At 71.7% G+C, this 20,944-nt stretch carries 16 protein-coding genes and 1 pseudogene; 7 read left to right on the top strand and 10 right to left on the bottom strand.

The annotated features are described in order from the left end of the window. Positions 1-2 precede the first annotated feature (2 nt). The 5 genes from AB0898_RS04740 to AB0898_RS04720 form a co-directional block, all read right to left on the bottom strand. Positions 3-2,279 carry a UvrD-helicase domain-containing protein gene (locus tag AB0898_RS04740; protein ID WP_366801385.1) on the bottom strand — a complete coding sequence of 759 codons (2,277 nt, stop codon included), beginning with the start codon at positions 2,277-2,279 and terminating at the stop codon, positions 3-5. A gap of 147 nt (positions 2,280-2,426) precedes the next feature. Beyond that, positions 2,427-2,759: a thioredoxin domain-containing protein gene (locus tag AB0898_RS04735; RefSeq protein WP_366801344.1), complete on the bottom strand. Its 333-nt coding sequence runs from the start codon at positions 2,757-2,759 to the stop codon at positions 2,427-2,429. Continuing rightward, positions 2,756-3,181 carry a MerR family transcriptional regulator gene (locus tag AB0898_RS04730; protein ID WP_366801343.1) on the bottom strand — a complete coding sequence of 142 codons (426 nt, stop codon included), beginning with the start codon at positions 3,179-3,181 and terminating at the stop codon, positions 2,756-2,758. Before AB0898_RS04730 ends, AB0898_RS04735 begins: the two co-directional genes overlap by 4 nt. Before the next feature lie 45 nt (positions 3,182-3,226). Beyond that, positions 3,227-3,997, bottom strand: coding sequence for a DUF2127 domain-containing protein (locus tag AB0898_RS04725; protein ID WP_366801342.1), 771 nt, complete (start codon positions 3,995-3,997; stop codon positions 3,227-3,229). 103 nt (positions 3,998-4,100) lie between these two features. After that, entirely contained in the window at positions 4,101-5,948 is a 1,848-nt protein-coding gene (locus AB0898_RS04720) for an MFS transporter (RefSeq protein WP_366801341.1), read from the bottom strand. 147 nt (positions 5,949-6,095) lie between these two features. Between AB0898_RS04720 and AB0898_RS04715 the strand changes: the two genes are divergently transcribed. Beyond that, positions 6,096-6,710, top strand: a complete 615-nt coding sequence (locus tag AB0898_RS04715) for a TetR/AcrR family transcriptional regulator (RefSeq protein WP_366801340.1) — start codon at positions 6,096-6,098, stop codon at positions 6,708-6,710. A 162-nt stretch (positions 6,711-6,872) separates the two neighbouring features. Here the strand turns inward: AB0898_RS04715 and AB0898_RS04710 are convergent, their stop codons facing one another. After that, positions 6,873-8,258 carry a cation:dicarboxylate symporter family transporter gene (locus AB0898_RS04710; RefSeq protein WP_366801339.1) on the bottom strand — a complete coding sequence of 462 codons (1,386 nt, stop codon included), beginning with the start codon at positions 8,256-8,258 and terminating at the stop codon, positions 6,873-6,875. 153 nt (positions 8,259-8,411) lie between these two features. Here AB0898_RS04710 and AB0898_RS04705 point away from each other — a divergent pair, with 153 nt between their 5' ends. From AB0898_RS04705 to AB0898_RS04695, 3 genes and pseudogenes are all read left to right on the top strand, one after another. After that, on the top strand, positions 8,412-10,031 hold the full coding sequence (locus tag AB0898_RS04705; RefSeq protein ID WP_366801338.1) for a sensor histidine kinase: 1,620 nt from the start codon (positions 8,412-8,414) through the stop codon (positions 10,029-10,031). Further along, a complete protein-coding gene (locus tag AB0898_RS04700; RefSeq protein ID WP_366801337.1) occupies positions 10,028-10,729 on the top strand; it encodes a response regulator in 702 nt (233 codons plus the stop codon). Before AB0898_RS04705 ends, AB0898_RS04700 begins: the two co-directional genes overlap by 4 nt. 23 nt (positions 10,730-10,752) lie before the next feature. Beyond that, positions 10,753-11,221: pseudogene (locus AB0898_RS04695) on the top strand (TerD family protein); the annotation flags it as partial. 99 nt (positions 11,222-11,320) lie between these two features. Here the strand turns inward: AB0898_RS04695 and AB0898_RS04690 are convergent. Further along, positions 11,321-12,346: an ATP-dependent 6-phosphofructokinase gene (locus AB0898_RS04690; protein ID WP_018544567.1), complete on the bottom strand. Its 1,026-nt coding sequence runs from the start codon at positions 12,344-12,346 to the stop codon at positions 11,321-11,323. Positions 12,347-12,645: 299 nt separating this feature from the next. On the opposite strand from AB0898_RS04690, the gene pta reads away from it, so the two are divergent. The 3 genes from pta to pyk all read left to right on the top strand — a co-directional run bounded on the left by pta (position 12,646) and on the right by pyk (position 17,476). Continuing rightward, the gene (pta, locus tag AB0898_RS04685; RefSeq protein WP_366801336.1) at positions 12,646-14,742 is read left to right on the top strand and encodes a phosphate acetyltransferase; all 2,097 of its coding nucleotides are present in this window, start codon (positions 12,646-12,648) and stop codon (positions 14,740-14,742) included. Further along, on the top strand, positions 14,739-15,947 hold the full coding sequence (locus AB0898_RS04680; RefSeq protein ID WP_366801335.1) for an acetate kinase: 1,209 nt from the start codon (positions 14,739-14,741) through the stop codon (positions 15,945-15,947). The genes pta and AB0898_RS04680 overlap by 4 nt, the downstream gene beginning before the upstream one ends. A 98-nt stretch (positions 15,948-16,045) precedes the next feature. Continuing rightward, on the top strand, positions 16,046-17,476 hold the full coding sequence (pyk, locus tag AB0898_RS04675; RefSeq protein ID WP_366801334.1) for a pyruvate kinase: 1,431 nt from the start codon (positions 16,046-16,048) through the stop codon (positions 17,474-17,476). 93 nt (positions 17,477-17,569) lie between these two features. On the opposite strand, the gene AB0898_RS04670 is transcribed toward pyk, so the two are convergent. From AB0898_RS04670 to AB0898_RS04660, 3 genes are all read right to left on the bottom strand, one after another. Further along, a complete protein-coding gene (locus AB0898_RS04670) occupies positions 17,570-18,976 on the bottom strand; it encodes a hypothetical protein (RefSeq protein WP_407078287.1) in 1,407 nt (468 codons plus the stop codon). After that, positions 18,966-19,562, bottom strand: coding sequence for a DUF6114 domain-containing protein (locus tag AB0898_RS04665; RefSeq protein WP_366801333.1), 597 nt, complete (start codon positions 19,560-19,562; stop codon positions 18,966-18,968). Before AB0898_RS04665 ends, AB0898_RS04670 begins: the two co-directional genes overlap by 11 nt. A gap of 201 nt (positions 19,563-19,763) precedes the next feature. Beyond that, positions 19,764-20,408 carry a DUF6230 family protein gene (locus tag AB0898_RS04660; RefSeq protein ID WP_366801332.1) on the bottom strand — a complete coding sequence of 215 codons (645 nt, stop codon included), beginning with the start codon at positions 20,406-20,408 and terminating at the stop codon, positions 19,764-19,766. Positions 20,409-20,944: the final 536 nt, after the last annotated feature.

Here is a 20,944-nt window from a genome sequence, read left to right as displayed (position 1 = left end):
TGTCAGGCGCTCACCAGGCCCGCCGGGAGTTTCTCGCTGTGCAGGACGCCCAGGCGCTGGGTGGCGCGGGTGAGGGCGACGTAGAGGTCGCTCGTGCCGTAGTCGCCGGGTTCCACCACCAGGACGGAGTCGAATTCGAGGCCCTTGGCCTGGCGGGGGTCGAGGAGGACCACGCGCCGGGTCAGGTCGGGTTCGGCTCCGGCGGTGACGCCGTCGAGGCGGGCGGCGAGGGCCGGGTGGAGGGCGCGCGGGGCGATGATCGCCAAGCGGCCCTCGTCCGGGGTGAGTTCGGCGGCCGCCTCGGCGACGGCGCCGGGGAGGTCGTCGCCCGCCTCGCGCACCCAGGGCCGTACGCCGGTCGAGCGGACGGAGGCCGGCGGCTCGAAGTCCGGGTCGGTGGCGCGGACCACGCCCGCGGCCAGGTCCATGATCTCGGACGGGGTGCGGTAGTTGACGCCGAGGCGGGTGTGTTCCCAGCGGTCCTCGACGTAGGGCGCGAGGATCTCGGACCAGGAGCCGACGCCCGCCGCCTCGGCGGTCTGCGCGGGGTCGCCGACCAGGGTCATGGAGCGGGTCGGGCTGCGCCGCATCAGCAACCGCCAGGCCATCGGGGAGAGTTCCTGCGCCTCGTCCACGATGATGTGCCCGAACGCCCAGGTGCGGTCGGCGGCCGCGCGCTCGGCGGCGCTGCGGTGGTCGGTCTCCTCGTGGCGCTCGGCGAAGCGCTCGGCGTCGATGATGTCGTGCGCCGAGAGCACCTCGGAGGCGTCGGCGTCCCTCTCCTCCTTGTCGTCGAACTCGTAGGTGCGCGAGGCGTACGACACGTCGAGCACGCCCTGCGCGAAGGCAATCTGGTTCTCCCGCTCGCGTTCCGCGCGGGCGCGGGCCATCCGGTCGTCCTCGCCGAGGAGTTCGGCGGCCTCGTCGAGCAGCGGCACGTCCGCGACGGTCCAGGCGCGGGTCTCCGGGCGGCGGACCGCGTCGGCGTCGGCCTCGGGGAGGTATCCGTCGGGTTCGGCGAGGAAGTCCGCGATCAGCCGGCGCGGGGTGACGCGGGGCCACAACTGGTCGATGGCCGCCCAGACTTCGGGGTTCTCCGCGAGTTCGTCGCGGATCTGCGTGACGTCCGAGGGGTCCAGCAGGCTGGTGCCGTCGTAGGGGTCGGTGCCCACGCGCTCGGCGTACAGCTCGGTGAGCGCGTTGAGGATGTGCCCCTCGAAGTGCTCGCGGGCCACGTTGTGCGGCAGCCCGGTCGCGCGGGTGCGTTCGCGGGCGACGCCTACGAGGCCCTGGTCGAGCATCAGGACCTCGCGGTCGTGCTCGACGGCGATCACCGGGTCGGGCAGTGCCTGCCGGTCGCGTACGAGGGCGGCGACCACGTCGGCCATCTCCGCGGCACCCTTCACCGCGGCCGCCTCGGGGGTGTCCGTGGCGGTGGCCTTGACCCCGGGGAACAGCTCGCCGACGGTGGCGAGCAGCACCCCGGTCTCGCCGAGCGAGGGCAGCACCTCGCCGATGTAGCCGAGGAAGGCCGGGTTGGGGCCGACGATCAGTACGGCGCGGCGGGCCAGCAGCTCGCGGTGCTCGTAGAGGAGGTAGGCGGCGCGGTGCAGCGCGACCGCGGTCTTGCCGGTGCCGGGGCCGCCCTCGACCACGAGCACGCCCCGGTGCGGGGCCCGGATGATCTCGTCCTGCTCGGCCTGGATGGTGCGCACGATGTCGCCCATGCGTCCGGTGCGGGCCGAGTTCAGCGCGGCGAGCAGGACGGCGTCGCCGGTGGGGTCCTCGTGTCCGGTGCGTTCCCGGTCGCCGAGGTCGAGGATCTCGTCGTGCAGCGAGGTGACCGCGCGGCCCTCGGTGGTGATGTGCCGGCGGCGGCGCAGGCCCATCGGGGTGTGGCCGGTGGCGAGGTAGAAGGGGCGGGCGACGTCGGCGCGCCAGTCGATGAGGACCGGGGTGCGCTCGGCGTCCTCCTCGCGCAGTCCGATGCGGCCGATGTGGTGCGTGGTGCCGTCGGACAGGTCGATCCGGCCGAAGCAGAGGGAGCCGTCGACGGCGTTGAGCGCGGCGAGCAGCCCGGAGCGCTCGGCGACCAGGATGTCCCGCTCCAGCCGCGCCTGCTGGGGCTTGTCGCCCTGCGCGAGGGCGTCCTTGACCGAGGTCTCGGCCTCGCCGCGCAGCATGTCCACGCGTGCGTACAGTCCGTCGATGAATTCCTGCTCGTGCCGCAATTCATCGTCCGGAAATTCGGTGTTTGACAATTCCGCTCCCGCCCGGATATACTGTGCTCACTGAACTTCTCCGCGATCATCCTTATGGAAGTCGCGAATCAACAAATATACATAAGGAAATCCCCCGAGCGCAATTGCTCGGGGGATTTCCTTATGCCGGCGGGACCGCGCGGCTGCGGGGCGTCCGCCGGGGGCTCACAGCACGTCGGCCAGCTCCTCCAGCAGCCGCCGCCTGGAGCGCGCCCCCACCATCGACTTCACCGGCTCACCGTCGCGGTAGACGACCAGCGTCGGCGCGGAGAGCACCCCGTGCGCGAGGGCCGTCGCCGGATTGCGGTCCACATCCACCTGGACGACCTTCAGCCGGTCGCCCTCGCTGAACGCGATGTCCTTCAGCACCGGCGCCATCTGCCGGCACGGCCCGCACCAGTCGGCCGTGAATTCCACCAGCACCGGCAGGTCGGAGCCGACCACCTCCGCCGCGAAATCCGCGTCCGTCACCTCGACCAGTCCGCTCGCCACGCTCATCGCGGCCCTCCCAGCTCACACGAAGGTCCCGGACCCCCCGGAACCAGCGACTCGGCGGCCAGCTCCGCCCGCGCCTCCTCGGCCCGCCGCAACTGCCCCGCGACCGACTCCCGCACCGCCGCCAGCTGCCCGATCAACTCGTCCAGCTCGCCCAGCTTGCGCCGGTAGACCACGAGCGACGCCGGACACGAGTCCCCCTCGGGATGCCCCGCCCGCAGACACTCCACGAACGGCCGCGTCTCCTCCAGCTCGAACCCGAAGTCCCTGAGCGTCCGGATCTGCCGCAACACCCGCAGATCCCCCTCGTCGTACTCCCGGTACCCGAGCGCGTCCCGCCGCGCGGGCAACAGCCCCCGCGCCTCGTAGTACCGCAGAGCCCGGGTACTCGTACCGGCCCGCGCGGCCAGCTCGCCGATTCGCATGTCAGGGACGGTAGGGGTTGACGTGGGGGTCAGGGCAAGGGGTGTTCACGGCCGCGCGGCCACCCCCGCCGACTCCTCCACCTCCAGCAGCGAAGCGCTCCGGCGTTCCTCGTCGAACTTCTTCCGGCCGCCGCGGAGGCCGAACAGCCGCTTGGTCAGGAGGATGTAGAGGACGGCGAGGATGTTGAGGGTGAGGGTGGCGATCTTGACCCAGCTGATGTGTTCGGTGAGTTCGTAGATCTCCAGGGGGAGGAAGGCGGCCGTGGCGACGACGGTCAGGTACTCCGCCCAGCGTTTGGCGTACCAGAGGCCGACCGCTTCGATGAGTTCGATCAGGGCGTAGGCGAGGAGCACGCCCGCCACCACCAGGAGGGTGGAGTGGTGGTAGCCGAACGCCTTCTGGATCGAGCCGATGACCGGGGAGTGGTCGAGGTCGTAGTGGAAGTGGCGGAAGACGGGGCGGAAGACGTCGAGGTACTCGTCGAACAGGCGGCGCACCGCGTCCTGGCTGTTGCTGAACTTCCACACCGCGACCGCGACGAGCACGATGAACACGCCGCGCAGGGCCCGTTCCACCGCGAGGAAGCGCAGGACGAACAGGTCCCGCAGCACCTTCCCGCGCGGGACGAGCGGGGCCTCGGACGCCGGGCCCGAGCCGTGCGGCTCGCCCGGGGTGAAGTCGCCGCAGCGCAGGCAGCGCCAGATCTCGCCCAGTTCGGTGCGGGCGTGCAGGCGTATACGGAGCCTGGGGTCGTCCGGCGCGTAGGTCACATGGCCCTTGCGCGCGCAGGTCCGCCGGTTCCAGTCGATCTTCATCCCCCGTGCCTCCGTATGACGTGCCGTGCCGTGCCGGTCCCGCGGATACGCGGTTCCGGCACGGCACGTTAGTGGATCGTGGTGCGTCAGTCGGTCGGGGCGGTCACTTGGCCGCGGTTTCGGCCGGTTCCATGGCGGGTTCCGGGGCCGATTCGGGTGCGGGTGCCGATTCCGATTCCGATGCCGGCTTCGACTCCGCCGCCGCCGTCTCCTTCACCTCGCCGGCAGCCTCGGCGGACTCGCCAATCTCAGCACCCCCGGCGGGCTCGCCGGCCTCGGCACCCCCGTTGACCTCAATGGCCTCGCCAACCCCAGCCGTCTCAGCCACCCCCGCCTTCCCCCGCCCCGGCAGCAGCACCGTCACCACCACCGTGCCCACCGCCAGGATCACCGCCCCGATCAGGCTGGTGTGCGCCACCGCGTCGGAGAACGACGCGCCGACCGCCTCGGCCATCCGGTGCGCGCCGGAGGCCAGCTGGCCGGCCTGGGCCTTGAGCTGGGCCGCCTGCTGCGGGTCGGTCGCGGCCGCCGCCTTCGCGGCCAGGGCGTGCGCCTTGTCACCGATGCCCTGCGCGACGGCGTAGCCCGCGCCGACCGAGTCCCGCGCGGTGTCCAGCGCGCTCGCCGGGAGACCGGACCCGCGAGTCGCCGAGGTCAGGTGGTCGCCGTAGGACGTCGCGAGGAGCGAGCCGAGGATCGCGATGCCGAGCGAGCCGCCCAGCTCCAGCGAGGTGTCGTTGACCGCGCCGCCCACGCCCAGCTCGGACTCCGGGAAGGAGCCCATGATCGCGTCGGTGCAGGGCGAGAGCGCGAGGCCGATGGCGAGGCCCAGGACGACGAGGGGCGCCACGAAGTCGCCGTACGTCGAACCCGCGTCCACCCGGGTCAGCAGCGCGAGCGCCACCGTGCCGCCGAGCATGCCCGCGCCGACCGTCCAGCGCATGCCGACGCGCGGGGTGAGCCAGCCGGTCAGCGCCGAGCCGACGAAGACCGCGCCGGCCAGCGGCAGCATGCGGACGCCGGTCTCCAGGGCGTTGTAGCCGAGCACGAACTGCAGGTGCTGGGTCAGGTAGTAGAAGGCGCCGAAGACGGCCAGGAAGAAGAGGGCGACGGCGAGGTTGGAGCCCGCGAAGCGGCGGTCGGCGAAGCGGCGTACGTCGAGGACCGGGCGCGGGTGCCGCAGCTCCCAGCCGGCGAAGGCGATCAGGCCGAGCCCGGCGACGACCGCGGCGGTGACGGCCTTGGTGCCCCAGCCGAAGTGCGGGCCCTCGATGATCATGTAGACGAGCGCGCCGACCCAGATCACGGACAGCAGTCCGCCGACGTAGTCGATCCGCTCGCGGTGGCCCGACTTGGACGGCGGGACGAGGACCAGGGCGGCGACGATCGCGACGGCCGCGATCGGCACGTTGATCAGGAAGGTGGAGGACCAGCCGTGGTCGCGCAGCAGCGCGCCCGCGACGACCGGTCCGGCGGCGATGGCGAGGCCCGCCGTGGCGGTCCACAGGGTGATGGCCTTGGCGCGCTCGGCGCGCGGGAAGGTCGCCGCGAGCAGCGAGAGGGTCGCCGGCATGATCAGCGCGGCGCCGAAGCCCATCACGGCACGCGCCGCGATGACGGTGGTGGAGCTGTCGGCGAAGTAGCCGAAGACCGCGCCCCCGCCGAAGACGGTGAGGCCGAGGATCAGCGCCCCGCGGCGGCTGTACTTGTCGCCGATCGCGCCGAGCAGCAGCATCAGCGCGGCGTACGGGACGGTGTAGCCGTCGATGACCCACTGGAGGTCGGCGCTGGACAGGCCCAGGTCACGGGTCATGTCGGGGGCGGCGACCGTGAGGGCGGTGTTCGCCATCACGATGATCAGCAGGCTGAGGCACAGCACGAGCAGTGCCCACCAGCGCCGGGCGTACGGGCGCTCCATTCCGTCGACCGGTTCGTTCATGACGAGTCGCATGGCAGGGGTGGCCTTCCTCAACAGCGTGCGCGACGGGACAACCTGCGCGAAATGGATTTGCACAGGGGCGTGCAATTGCACAACGATGTGCAATGTACGTCGTTGCACAGCGCTGTGCAAGTCGAGAGGATGTGCACAATGACTGCCATGACCACGGGTAACCCCAGCCGCGCCGACACCAACCGGCGCCGCATCCTCGATGTCGCGCTCGCCGAACTGCTGCGCGACCCCGAGGCCTCGATGGACCAGATCGCGCGCGCGGCGGGTGTCGTACGGCGCACGGTGTACGGGCACTTCCCGAGCCGCGAGGCGCTGATCGGCACGCTCGTGGACGAGGCGGTGCAGGTGCTGACGGAGACCGACGCGTGCGCCCGTACGGATGTGCCGGACCCGGCGGAGGCGGTGGCCCGTTCGGTGCTCACGGTCTGGGAGATCGCCGACCGCTACCGGCTGCTGGTGGCCCTCGCCCAGCGCACGGTCACCGTGCAGGGCATCCGCGACCGGCTCGGCCCGCTGCGCGCGGAGAAGACGCGGCTGCTCCAACAGGGCCTGGACGACGGCACGTTCACCTCACCTCTACCCGCCCCGGCACTCGCGCTCGTCCACGAGCAGATGCTGTTCGCCGTGATGGAGGCCGTGAACGTGGGCGCGCTCCCGGCCGAGGAGGCGGGGAGCGCGGCGGCGGTGACGATGCTGACGGCGGCGGGGGTGCCGGCGGAGCGGGCGGCGGAACTGGTCGAACGGGCGCGGGGCGAGGCGTAGCCCCGGCGCCTTGACGGCCGGACGCCCGGCCCCGGTGTCTCGACAGCCGGACGCCCGGCCCCGGTTCAGGCGGGGCCGGGCGTCCGGAGTTCACGAACGGGCGGGCCGGGTAACGGACTTGGTCAACGAGCCTGCCCGTTCAGGGAGTTGGCGAACCGGCCCTCACGCGGAGGCCAGCTCCTTCTCCCCGCCCTCACGCTCCTGCGGCTCCCGCGAAGCGTCATCGCCGTCGTCGAGCAACGTCGTCTCGTCGAAGGGCAGTTCACCGGAGAGCACCCGCTTCACCCGCTCCGCGTCGATCTCCTTCGTCCAGGTGCCGATGAGCACCGTCGCGACGGAGTTGCCCGCGAAGTTGGTCAGCGCCCGCGCCTCGCTCATGAAGCGGTCGATGCCGACGACCAGACCGATGCCGTCCACCAGCGCGGGCTTGTGCGACTGGAGTCCGCCGGCCAGCGTGGCCAGACCGGCGCCGCTGACGCCCGCCGCGCCCTTGGAGGCGAGCAGCAGGAAGAGCAGCAGCGGGATCTGCTCGCCGATCGACATCGGGGTGCCCAGCGCGTCCGCGATGTACAGGGACGCCATGGTCATGTAGATCATGGTGCCGTCGAGGTTGAAGGAGTACCCGGTCGGCACGGTGATGCCGACGACCGCCTTGCTGACGCCGAGGTGCTCCAGCTTGGCGATGAGCCGGGGCAGCGCGGACTCCGAGGACGAGGTCGACAGGATCAGCAGGAACTCGCGGGCGAGGTACTTGAACAGCGAGAAGACGTTGAGCCCGGAGACGATCCGCAGCAGCGCGCCGAGCACCACGAAGACGAACAGCACACAGGTGACGTAGAACCCGAGCATCAGCACGGCCAGGCTCTTGAGCGCGTCGAGTCCCGCGGAGCCGACGACGGCCGCGATGGCGCCGAACGCGCCGATCGGCGCGGCCCACATGACCATGGCGAGGATGCGGAAGACCAGCCGCTGGACGTGCTCGATGCCGCGCAGCACCGGCTGCCCGGCCGCGCCCATCGCCTGGAGCGCGAACCCGGCGAGCAGCGCGATCAGCAGCGTCTGGAGGACCTGGCCCTCGGTGAAGGCGGACACGAAGGTGACGGGGATGATCGACAGCACGAAGTCGACGGGCGGCAGCGCGTCGCTGGAGACCTGGGCGTGCCCGCTCTGGCGGAGGGCGTCGGTCAGATGCAGGCCCTCGCCGGGGTGCAGGACGTTGCCGACGACGAGGCCGATGGCGAGCGCCACCAGGGACATCACGGTGAAGTAGCCGAGCGCGATGCCGCCGACCGCGCCGACCTTGGCGGCCTTGCGCACCGAGCCGATGCCGAGCACGATCGTGCAGAAGATGATGGGCGAGATCATCATCTTGATGAGGTTCACGAAGCCGGTGCCCAGCGGCTTCAGCTCGACCCCGGCATCGGGCCAGATGAGGCCCACGGCGATGCCGAGGGCGACCGCCACGATGACGGCGATGTAGAGATAGTGGGTGCGGTCCCGCTTCACGGCGGGTGCGGCAGGTGCCGTATCGGGGGTGCTGGCGGCCACGGCTGCCCTCCTTGACGTCTTCGTCGGCACCTTCCGGCGTGCGGCTCACGTCCGGGGCGGTGCGGGGGATCGCCGTACTATCTCCCGCCGTGTGACGGCGGTCACCCTTGCGTTCATTTAGTTCACGCCGCCCACGCGGGGCACACTGCTGGGATGCGTCCGCCCGCCCTTCCCCTGCCCCGCAGCCTCGCGGGGCAGCTGTTCGCCATGCAGGCCGTGCTGATAGCGGTCGTGGTCGCGGGGTACGCGCTCTTCACCTACGTCGGCGACCGGCGGCAGGCCGAGGACGCGGCCGTACGGCAGGTGCGGGCGGTCGCGCGGACCGTCGCGGACGCGCCCTCGGTGCGCGCGGCGATCCGCACCCCGGACCCCACGGCCGACCTGGAGCCGTACGCCCTGAAGGTCACCCGGGACGCCGGCGTCGACTTCGTCACGATCATGAACCCGGACGGCATCCGCTGGACCCACCCGCACACCGGGGAGATCGGCAAGCCGTTCCTGGGCCGCATCGGGCCCGCGCGGGAGGGGCGTACGTTCACCGAGACGTACACCGGCACGCTCGGGCCCTCGGTGCGCGCGGTGACGCCGGTACGGGACGGCGGCCGCATCGTCGGCCTGGTCAGCGCGGGCATCACGGTGGAGGCGATCAGCGCGCGGGTCCAGGACCAGGTGACGGCGCTGCTCGCGGTGGCGGGCGCGGCGCTGCTGCTCGGCGCGGTGGGCACGTACGTCGTCAACGCCCGGCTGCGCCGCCACACCCACGGCATGAACGCGGCCGAGCTGAGCCGGATGCACGACTACCACCAGGCCGCGCTGCACGCGGTGCGCGAGGGTCTGCTGATGCTGGACGGGCAGGGGCGGGTGGCGCTGGCGAACGACGGCGGACGCGAGCTGCTGGGCCTTGCCGAGGACGCGGTCGGGCGCCCGGTGACGGAGCTGGGCCTCCCGGAACCGCTGACGGAGGCGCTGCTGTCCGCGTCCCCGCGCGTCGACGAGGTGCACCTGACCGCCTCCCGCGTCCTGGTGCTGAACACCTCGCCGGTGTCCGGCGGGGAGCGCCGGGGCACGGTGGTGACGCTCCGGGACGTGACCGAACTCCAGTCGCTGATGGGCGAGTTGGACTCCGAGCGGGGCTTCAGTCAGGCGCTGCGCGCGCAGGCGCACGAGGCGGCGAACCGGCTGCACACCGTGGTCTCGCTGATCGAGCTGGACCGGGCCGGGGAGGCGGTGGAGTTCGCCACGGCCGAACTGGAGCTGGCCCAGGCGCTCACCGACCGGGTGGTGGCGGCGGTGGGCGAACCGGTGCTCGCGGCCCTGCTGCTGGGCAAGACCGCGCAGGCCAACGAGCGGGGCGTGGAGCTGGTCGTCTCCCCCGACAGCCGTCTGGACGACGGGGTGCTGCCGCCGGGCCTGACCGCCCGGGACCTGGTGACGGTCCTCGGCAACCTCATCGACAACGCGGTGGACGCGGCCCGGGGCGGCGCGGGCGCGCGGGTCACGGTGACGGCGTACGCGTCCGCCGACGCGCACTCCCTGGTGCTGCGGGTCTCGGACACCGGGCCGGGGGTCGATCCGGCGCACGCGGGGCTGGTGTTCCAGCGGGGCTGGTCGACGAAGCCGGGCGGCGGGCACGGCCTCGGGCTGGCCCTGGTCCGCCAGGCGGTGACCCGGCTCGGCGGCACCCTGACGGTGACCCGGGCGGCGGAGGGCGGCGCGCTGTTCGAGGCCCGGCTGCCGCTGCGGGGCGCGGTCCCGGCGGGAGGCGGGGCATGACGGACACCGGCGGGCCGATCCGGGTCCTGGTCGTGGAGGACGACCCGGTCGCCGCCGACGCGCACGTCCTCTACGTAGGCCGCGTCCCCGGCTTCACGGCGGTCGGCAGCGCCCCCACCGGCGCCCACGCCCTCCGCCTCCTGGACCGCGTCCCGGTCGACCTGATCCTCCTGGACCTCCACCTCCCCGACGTCCACGGCCTCCAGCTGGCCCGCTCCCTGCGCGCGGCGGGCCATCAGGCCGACGTCATCGCGGTCACCTCGGCCCGCGACCTGGCCGTGGTCCGCGAGGGCGTCTCGCTCGGCGTCGTCCAGTACGTCCTGAAGCCCTTCACCTTCGCCACCCTGCGCGACCGCCTCCTGCGCTACGCCGAGTACCACGCCTCCGCCGGCGAGGCGGCCGGCCAGGAAGACGTGGACCGCGCCCTCGCCGCCCTCCGCGCCCCCGCCCCGGCGGCCCTGCCGAAGGGTCTGAGCGCGCCGACGCTGGAGCGGGTCACCGAGACCCTGCGCGACTGCCCCGACGGCCTGACGGCGACGGGCGCGGCGGAGGCGGTCGGCATCTCGCGGATCACGGCACGCCGTTATCTGGAGCACCTGGTGACGGCGGGCCGCGCGGGCCGCAGCCCGCTGTACGGCCAGGTCGGGCGTCCGGAGCTGGTGTACCGATGGGTGCCGGGGGTGGAGCGGCGGCGCTGAGGCCGTCCGCGTGGCCGCATGGCCGGATCGCCGAGCTGGTGCTGCCCCTGCGCGACGCGCGCTGGCTCACCGGGACGGCGGTCCCCGCCGGGGAGGAGCCGGACAGCGGCACCGGGAAGGTCCCGCTGGTCCTCCCCCGCGGCGGCGTCACCGACCTGCCGCCCGCCTCACCGTGGCACGTGACCGCGACCTGGGCGCCGAGGACCGACTGCGAGGTGGACGTCGTCGCCTTCGTGCTCGACGAGGACGAACAGGTCACCTTCGACGAGGACTTCGTGTTCTACGGCGCTCCCGAGAACCCGGGTGGCACGGTACGCCTGCTCGCCGACGGCCCGGCCGAACAGACCGTCGTCCTCGGCCTCGCCGCCCTCCCGCCCGCGTTCCGAGATCTACCGCCGAGGACCCCTCTGGCGCTTCCGCGCGGTCGGCCAGGGCCACGACCACGGCCTGGCCGGCCTGGCGCGCGGCTACGGGGTGGACGTCACGGGCTGAGCTGCCGCCCCGCCGCCTCGGCCACCGTCACTCACCGGAGTCGATGAGCGCCGCGGCCCTTGCGGACGGGGACCGGACAGCCGGCGGGAGAACCGCGCTCTAGAAGACCGACTCCGCCTCGTCCATCCGCGACACCGGCACCGTCTTCAGCTCGGTGACCGCCTCCGCGAGCGGGACCAGGGCGATGTCGGTGCCGCGCAGGGCCGTCATGCCGCCGAAGTCGCCTCGGTGGGCGGCCTCCACGGCGTGCCAGCCGAAGCGGGTGGCGAGGACGCGGTCGTAGGCGGTGGGGGTGCCGCCGCGCTGGATGTGGCCGAGGATGACCGGGCGGGCCTCCTTGCCGAGGCGGCGCTCCAGCTCGTAGGCGAGAGCGGTGCCGATGCCCTGGAAGCGCTCGTGGCCGAACTGGTCGATCTCGCCCTTGCCGTAGTCCATGGTGCCGTCGAGCGGGTGGGCGCCCTCGGCGACGCAGATCACGGCGAACTTCTTGCCGCGCGCGAACCGCTCCTCGACCATCTTCATCAGGTCGGCCGGGTCGAAGGGGCGTTCGGGCAGGCAGATGGCGTGGGCGCCGGCGGCCATGCCGGACTCCAGGGCGATCCAGCCCGCGTGGCGGCCCATGACCTCGACGACCATCACGCGCTGGTGGGACTCGGCCGTGGTCTTCAGGCGGTCCATGGCCTCCGTGGCCACGCCGACGGCGGTGTCGAAGCCGAAGGTGCGGTCGGTGCCGGAGATGTCGTTGTCGATGGTCTTCGGCACGCCGACGACCGGCAGGCCCGCGTCCGACAGCATCCGGGCCGCGGTCAGCGTGCCCTCGCCGCCGATCGGGATCAGCGCGTCGATGCCGAACTCCTCGGCCATGTCGGTGGCCCGCTCGCACGCCTCGCGCAGCCGGTCCCGCTCCAGGCGGGAGGAGCCGAGGATGGTGCCGCCGAGGGCGAGGATGCCGCTGACGTCGTCCAGGTCGAGGGTGCGGTAGTGGCCGTCGAGCAGACCTCGGTAGCCGTCCTCGAAGCCGATGACCTCGTCGCCGTAGTGCGCCACCGCGCGGTGCACGACGGACCGGATCACGGCGTTCAGGCCCGGGCAGTCGCCGCCTGCGGTGAGAACTCCGATGCGCATCGTGCTGTGTCTCCTGCTCGCTGTGGGTACCGGTGAGCCGCTTCGATTCTTTCACGGCCGCCGAAGGGCCGACGACCACCACCCTCCCGGCCCCCCGCCAGCCCCCGTCCGGCCCCCTCCCCGGCCCCCGTCCACGGGCGCTCCGGGCACCCCGCGCGGCCCCCGGGGCTGACACGCGCCTTATCGACGGCCCAGAGTATTGTCAAGAGGGTTGTGCTCACCTCGGTGGGCGATTTTTGTGCCGGCGTACGGCGAGACCCCCAGGTGGCGGCCGTACGAGCAAGGATCGGAGAGCACGCGTGACGCGCAGCGTGTACGTGACCGGGATCGACCGGAGCGACGGCCGCCAGGTCGTCGAACTGGGAGTGATGGAACTGCTGACGCGGCAGGTCGACCGCGTCGGGGTGTTCCGCCCCCTGGTGCACGACGGGCCGGACCGGATGTTCGAGCTGCTGCGCTCGCGCTACCGCCTCACCCAGGACCCGGCGACGGTCTACGGCATGGACTACGAGGAGGCGTCCACCCTCCAGGCCGAGCGCGGCACCGACGAGCTGGTCTCCGTCCTGGTCGACCGCTTCCACCGGGTGGCCCGCGACTACGACGTCGTCCTCGTCCTCGGCACCGACTTCGCCGCCACCCAGCTCCCCGACGAGCTGGCGCTCAACGCGCGCCTCGCGAACGAGTTCGGCGCCTCCGTGATCCCGGTCGTCGGCGGCCGCAAGCAGACCACCGGCTCCGTGCTCGCCGAGACCCGCAACGCCTTCCGCGCCTACGCCGGACTCGGCTGCGACGTGCTCGCCATGGTCGCCAACCGGGTCGACCGCGAGGACCGCGACGAGATCGCCGAGCGCCTGGCCGACCGGCTGCCCGTGCCCTGCTACGTCCTCCCCGACGAGCCCGCCCTCTCCGCGCCGACCGTCTCCCAGATCGCGCACGCCCTGGGCGCCAAGGTGCTGCTCGGCGACGACGCCGGGATGTCCCGCGACGCCCTCGACTTCGTCTTCGGCGGCGCCATGCTGCCCAACTTCCTCGCCGCCCTGACCCCCGGCTGTCTGGTCGTGACCCCGGGCGACCGCGCCGACCTGGTCGTGGGCTCGCTCGCCGCGCACAGTGCGGGCACCCCGCCGATCGCCGGTGTGCTGCTCACCATCAACGAGGTGCCCAGCGAGGAGATCCTCACCCTCGCCGCCCGCCTCGCCCCCGGCACCCCGGTGCTCTCGGTGCCCGGGACCAGCTTCCCCACCGCCGAGCAGCTCTTCTCCCTGGAGGGCCGCATGACGGCCGCCACCCCGCGCAAGGCGGAGACGGCCCTCGGCCTGTTCGAGCGGTACGCCGACACCGCGGGCCTGGCGAGCCGGGTCTCGGCGCCGAGCGGCGACCGGGTCACCCCGATGATGTTCGAGCACAAGCTCCTGGAGCGCGCCCGCGCCGACAAGCGCCGGGTCGTCCTGCCCGAGGGCACCGAGGAGCGGGTGCTGCACGCGGCCGAGGTGCTGCTGCGCCGGGACGTGTGCGACCTCACCCTGCTCGGCCCCGAGGACCAGATCCGCAAGAAGGCCGCCGACCTCGGCATCGACCTCGGCGAGAGCCGGCTGATCGATCCGGCGACCTCCGCGCTGCGCGACTCCTTCGCGGAGAAGTACGCCGCCCTGCGCGCCCACAAGGGCGTCACCGTGGAGCTGGCGTACGACGTGGTCACCGACGTGAACTACTTCGGCACCCTGATGGTCCAGGAGGGCCTGGCCGACGGCATGGTCTCGGGCTCGGTGCACTCCACGGCCGCGACGATCCGCCCCGCCTTCGAGATCATCAAGACCAAGCCGGACACCTCGATCGTCTCGTCCGTCTTCTTCATGTGCCTGGCCGACAAGGTGCTGGTCTACGGCGACTGCGCGGTCAACCCCGACCCGGACGCCGAGCAGCTCGCGGACATCGCCGTGCAGTCGGCGGCGACGGCGGCGCAGTTCGGCGTGGAGCCGAGGATCGCGATGCTGTCGTACTCCACCGGCACCTCCGGTTCGGGCGCCGACGTGGAGAAGGTGCGCACGGCGACCGAGCTGGCCCGCTCGCGGCGGCCCGACCTGAAGATCGAGGGCCCGATCCAGTACGACGCGGCCGTGGACGCCTCCGTGGCCGCGACCAAGCTGCCCGGCTCGGAGGTCGCGGGCCAGGCCAGCGTGCTGATCTTCCCGGACCTGAACACCGGCAACAACACCTACAAGGCCGTGCAGCGCTCCGCGAACGCCATCGCGGTCGGCCCGGTCCTCCAGGGCCTGCGCAAGCCGGTCAACGACCTGTCGCGGGGCGCGCTCGTGCAGGACATCGTCAACACCGTCGCCATCACGGCGATCCAGGCACAGCAGCCGACCGCCTCCGAAAGGTCCCCCGAGCAGTGACCCCCACCCGTGTCCTCGTCCTCAACTCCGGCTCGTCCTCGCTGAAGTACCAGCTCCTGGACATGCGGGACAGCAGCCGGCTCGCGGTGGGCCTGGTCGAGCGGATCGGCGAGCAGACCTCGCGCCTGGTCCACACCCTGGTCGCCACCGGCGAGAGCCGTGAGCAGAACGGCCCGATCGCCGACCACGAGACCGCGCTGAAGGCGGTCGCCGAGGAGCTGGCCCGCGACGGGCTCGGCCTCGACTCGCCCGAACTGGCCGCGATCGGCCACCGGGTGGTGCACGGCGGCATGTTCTTCACCGAGCCGACGGTCGTCGACGACGCGGTGCTCACCGAGATCGAGCGGCTGATCCCGGTCGCGCCGCTGCACAACCCGGCCAACCTCACCGGCATCCGCACCGCCCAGGCGCTGCGCCCGGACCTGCCCCAGGTCGCCGTGTTCGACACCGCCTTCCACACGACGATGCCGGAGTCGGCGGCGCGCTACGCGATCGACCCGAAGATCGCCGACCGGCACCGCATCCGCCGCTACGGCTTCCACGGCACCTCGCACGCGTACGTCTCCCGCGAGACCGCGCGCCTGCTCGGCAAGGCGCCCGACGAGGTCAACGTGATCGTGCTGCACCTGGGCAACGGCGCCTCGGCGTCGGCGGTGGAGCGCGGGCGGTGCGTGGAGACCTCGATGGGGCTGACGCCGCTGGAGGGTCTGGTCATGGGCACGCGCTCGGGTGATCTGGACCCGGCCGTCATCTTCCATTTGGCCCGTGTCGGCGGAATGTCCATGGACGAGATCGACACTCTTCTGAACAAGAGGAGCGGTCTGTTCGGACTGTGCGGGGACAATGACATGCGGGAGATCCGCCGCCGCATCGAGGAGGGCGACGAAGAGGCGTCGCTCGCCTTCGACATTTACATTCACCGCATCAAGAAGTACATCGGCGCCTATTACGCCGTACTCGGGCAGGTGGACGCGGTGGCGTTCACCGCCGGGGTCGGGGAGAACGCGGCGGCGGTGCGGTCCGCGGCGGTCGCGGGCCTTGAGGGCCTTGGCCTGGCGGTGGACGAGGAGCTGAACGCCGTACGGGCCGACGGGGCCCGGCTGATCTCGCCCGCGTCCGCGCGGGTGGCCGTCGCCGTGGTGCCGACCGACGAGGAACTGGAGATCGCCACGCAGACCTATGCGCTGGTCGGAAAGAACAGCTGAGCATTACACCGCAGTAACACGCCTGAGCGCATGTCCGCCCATTTGTATCTCCGCAGGGCGGAATATTCCGCAGTGAAACAAACCGATAGGATCGCCTCATGCGCCGTTCGAAAATCGTCTGTACTCTCGGCCCCGCGGTCGACTCCCACGAGATGCTCGTCGCCATGATCGAGGCGGGCATGAATGTGGCCCGCTTCAACTTCAGCCACGGCACCCACGCCGAGCACCAGGCGCGGTACGACCGCGTCCGTGCCGCCTCCAAGGAGACCGGCCGCCCCATCGGTGTGCTGGCCGACCTCCAGGGCCCGAAGATCCGCCTGGAGACCTTCGCCGAGGGTCCGGTGGAGCTGGAGCGCGGTGACGAGTTCGTCATCACGACCGAGGACGTGCCGGGCGACAAGCAGATCTGCGGCACGACGTACAAGGGCCTGCCGGGTGACGTCTCGCGCGGCGACCAGATCCTCATCAACGACGGCAACGTCGAGCTGAAGGTCGTCGACGTCGAGGGCCCGCGGGTGCGGACGATCGTCATCGAGGGCGGTGTGGTCTCCGACCACAAGGGCATCAACCTGCCCGGCGCGGCCGTGAACGTGCCCGCGCTGTCCGAGAAGGACGTCGAGGACCTGCGCTTCGCGCTCCGCATGGGCTGCGACATGGTCGCGCTGTCCTTCGTCCGGGACGCCAAGGACGTGCAGGACGTCCACAAGGTGATGGACGAGGAGGGCCGCCGTGTTCCGGTGATCGCCAAGGTGGAGAAGCCGCAGGCGGTCGAGAACATGGAGGACGTCGTGATGGCGTTCGACGGTGTGATGGTCGCCCGTGGTGACCTCGCCGTCGAGTACCCGCTCGAGAAGGTCCCGATGGTGCAGAAGCGCCTGATCGAGCTGTGCCGGCGCAACGCCAAGCCGGTGATCGTCGCGACCCAGATGATGGAGTCGATGATCACCAACTCCCGGCCGACCCGCGCCGAGGCCTCCGACGTGGCCAACGCGATCCTGGACGGCGCCGACGCGGTCATGCTGTCCGCCGAGTCGAGCGTGGGCGCGTACCCGGTCGAGACGGTCAAGACGATGTCGAAGATCGTCAAGGCGGCCGAGGAGGAGCTGCTCTCCAAGGGCCTCCAGCCGCTGGTGCCGGGCAAGAAGCCGCGTACGCAGGGTGGTTCGGTGGCCCGTGCGGCGGCCGAGATCGCCGACTTCCTCGGCGCCAAGGGCCTGATCGCGTTCACCAAGTCCGGTGACACCGCCCGCCGGCTGTCCCGCTACCGCGCCGCCCAGCCGATCCTCGCCTTCACCACCGACGAGGGCACCCGCAACCAGCTGACCCTGAGCTGGGGCGTGGAGTCGCACGTCGTCCCGTTCGTGAACACCACGGACGAGATGGTCGACATGGTGGACCAGGAGCTGGCCGGCCTCAACCGCTTCAGCGCGGGCGACACCGTCATCATCACCGCGGGCTCGCCCCCCGGCGTCCCCGGCACCACCAACATGGTCCGGGTGCACCACGTGGGCGGCGGAGACGCCGGCTGACGGCGCGCTCCCGGTGATCGACAGTGGCCCGGTTCCCCACGCGGTGTGGGGGACCGGGCCACTGTCGTGCGGCTCCCGGGATGGTCCGAGGGGTCAGTCCGTGGTGTAGACCCGCATACCGGGGATGTGCAGGTTGCCGCCGAACTGGCCGGCCTGCGTCACCTTGGCGTTGGTGAAGAAGATGTCGGGGATGTTCAGCGGAGGCGGGCTGTCGGGGGTGAAGGTCACCGGGAGCAGGCCGAGAAGGTTTCCGGAGATCTTCTCGGTGTACATCACGGTGTCGCCGCCGTCGATGATGGAGTGCGAACCCCTGGCCGCCTGGACGTGGTAGGTCTTGCCCGACTGCTTGTCCTTGACGGTCTGGTGCAGGTCCCCGATGTCGGTGCCGCCGGAGATGACGTACTTCAGCACCTTCTTGGTGGTGCCGCTCGCCGTGCGGACCTCGACGATGCCCTGGTAGTCGGCGCCCTTGAGGTGCAGGGTGCTGGCGCTCAGGTACCAGGGGTCGTCCGCCACCTGGATCTTGTTGTCCACACCGCCCACGTGGTCGGTGGCCGCCTTGCAGTCGTCCGGCGTGGCCGACGCGCTCGTGGAGGGGCTCGCGGACGCGTCCGGTGTGGCGGACTGCGTGGCGGACGGCGTGGCCGTGGCGGCTTCGTCCTTGTCCGGGGTGTCCTGGACGGTGCGCGGCGCCTTCTTCGTCGTCGCGGTACCGCCGCTCGTGCCGGCCTTGTCGCCGTCGCCCTTGTCCCCGTCGCCCTGGTCCGCGCCCGTCGCCGGGGCGGAGGACGCCGAGGCGGCGGGAGCGGGAGTGGCGGACGACGCGGCGGGCGCCGGAGTCGTCGCCGTGCCGCCGGACTTCTTGCCGCCGGAGAGGACGTCACCGATCGTGTCCCCGAGGGAACCGAGCAGTCCGCCGCCCTCGCTCTTGGACGGGGCCGGGGTGGCGGCGGGCGTCTCGGCGGCGGCGGAGGACTGCGGGGCGCTCGGCTGCGCCGCGGCCTTGCCGTCGGAACCTGAATCCGACGAAGAGGCCTTGTCCGCACCGCCCTTGTCCGCACCGCCCTGCTCCGAGGAGCCCTTGTCCGAGGATCCCTTGGCGCCCGCGGAGTCCGAAGTACCGGAGGAATCGGAGGAGTTGGAAGAACCCGCGGAGTCCGTCGCGGACGGCGTCGCGCTCGCGGACGGCGTGTCCGTCGCGCCCGCCGACGGCGTCGCGTCCCCGGAGCCGTCCAGCGCGCTCACGCAGTCCTTGTAGTCCGCCGCCTTCTGGCTGTTGGACGCGGGGCTGGTGCCGGTGCTGTCGGCGATGGCGAGCGAGGACGTGAAGCCCATGCCCATGATGACGGCCGTCGGCATCGCCACGGAGGCTATCGCCTTGCCGGCCGGCATGTGGAGCCTGGTGAACAGCGGCTTCCTCGGCGCCGCGTGACGCGGCCCCGTTCTCTCCGCGGAGGTGGTGGGCGCCGGGTTCTGGCCGCGCGCCTCGTCAGCCGACACGGGACCCCCCGTGGGGGCCCTCGGCCCGCTCGCCGTCCACGCCGCCGTCGGCCGTGTGCGGTACGGGGGTGTCGTGCGCCGGCTGCGGCTGGGCCGGGACACCGGGGGCGCCCGGCGCGCCCGTGAAGCCGTCACCGGCGGCGGGACCCGACGTACCGGCGCCCTTGGCCGCCACTCCCTGCGCGGCGGGGCCGCCCGGCGCCCAGGAGAGGGCGAGCGCGCCGCCGACCATGGCGAGCAGGAAGCCGATCAGGAATCCGCCGATGTTGGAGACCACCAGGGACACCAGGGCCAGGATGATCGCGGCGACTCCGGCGAAGATCCGGGTGGCCGACTGGAACCACATGGTCAGACCCAGTGTGATCAGCAGGGCCCCGATGATCAGCGATCCGGCACCCGCGGTGGTCGACATCGCGATCGACATGGTGCCGAGCTTGAGCGTGGCGTAGGGGAAGTAGGCGATCGGCACCCCGCCGAGCAGGGTGAACAGGCCCGCCCAGAACGGCCTGGTGCCCCGCCATTCACGGAATCGCAGACGCAGCCGGGCGAAGTTCCCGGCGCTCTGGACCGGAGTCTCGGCACTCATGGAAAACAGCTCCCTGGGTCCAGTGGAAGTACGTACCGGCTCGGCCGTCGCCAAGGAGCCGGAGAATCTTTAAGTCGGTGAGGGTGCCCGACGCGGGGTCGGGCGGGGCCCGCGGGGCGGGGAAGCAACGGCTCCCCCACCCCCCGGCCCGGCCTCCCGGGGACGGCTCGGCCGCCCCGGGTCACCCGGTGACCGGAGCCGTCAGTAGCACTCCAGGTTCTTGTCGAAGCCGAGCTTCATCGACAGACCGCTCAGCTTGAACGTGCCGGCCGTGGTCGCCCAGGCCGTCTGCTTCACACCGTAGAGGTCGGCCGTCTCCGCCTGCTGGGAGAAGCCGCCCGGCATGGTGCTCTGCTTGTCCTTGACCGCGGGGCCGCGCGTCTTGTCCTGCAGCGCGACGCCGATGTCGATGTTCCGGAACTCGGCGTCGGCGTCGAGCTGGGCGACGTCGATGTAGAGGTTGGTGGCCTCGACCTGACGGTCCTTGCTCGGGCCGGCGTCAAGACGGAGGTAGGCCGTCTTGCCTATGAGCGGGATGTCGGTGGCGACCGACTGGCACATCTTGGTGATGCTCGCCTTGTCGAACGACGAGATGGCGACGGGGTGAACCGTCTTCTTGTCACCGTCGGTCGTCGTGTAACCGGTGTCGATACCGCCGTACTGGGCGAAGCCGTCACCGTGCAGGTGCTCCGCCGAGACCTTGAACGACTGGCCGGAGACACTGAAGGACGCCGCGAGGGCACCCTGCGCCAGGCCCACACCCACACATGCTGCGGCGGCGACGCTGGGCACCATGACCACAGCGAACCGCTTCCATCTGGTCCCGCCACGCACCTGGGACTCCATATTTCCTCCTTCTCGGACGTACATCTCCTGGTCCGGACCGCCCCAGGGGGGTTGCGACCGGACAGGGATGGGAGAAGTGCTACGTCCTCGGGAAGGAGAGCGCCCGCGCCCGACGGCGCTACCCGCGCCCGGACAACCGGCGTTCACCCCCGAGCGACAACCACTGGTCGCGCCTGACACACATCACGCACAACCTTCCGGACAGGCTTCGCCTCGGCGGCGAAGACCCCCCTGTCCCAGAGCCGGCGCCACTGCCGCCGGCTCTGCTCGGTGGGGACACATTCGCCGTGACCCGGCCGGGTGCCGGGGTACGGAAATGGACCGAGCGTGGCCGATCGTGGTGCATTCTCGTCGCCCGCACAAGGGGCTTCGTTACTGCCTAGTAACGGCGGGATAACCGAAAGACGACTCAGTGGTCTCAAAGGGCGACGCACGGTGCCAACACTGGGCAGAACAAAGTCGCTGATCCCCGGGCGAAGCCGGACAGACCAGCGACCTTGATTTACTCGCAGTAACAGCTGAGTCGATTACCAAGA

The sequence above is a fragment of the Streptomyces sp. NPDC005435 genome (assembly GCF_040703155.1).
GTDB lineage: Bacteria > Actinomycetota > Actinomycetes > Streptomycetales > Streptomycetaceae > Streptomyces.
This window is presented reverse-complemented; position numbering and strand designations above follow the sequence as displayed.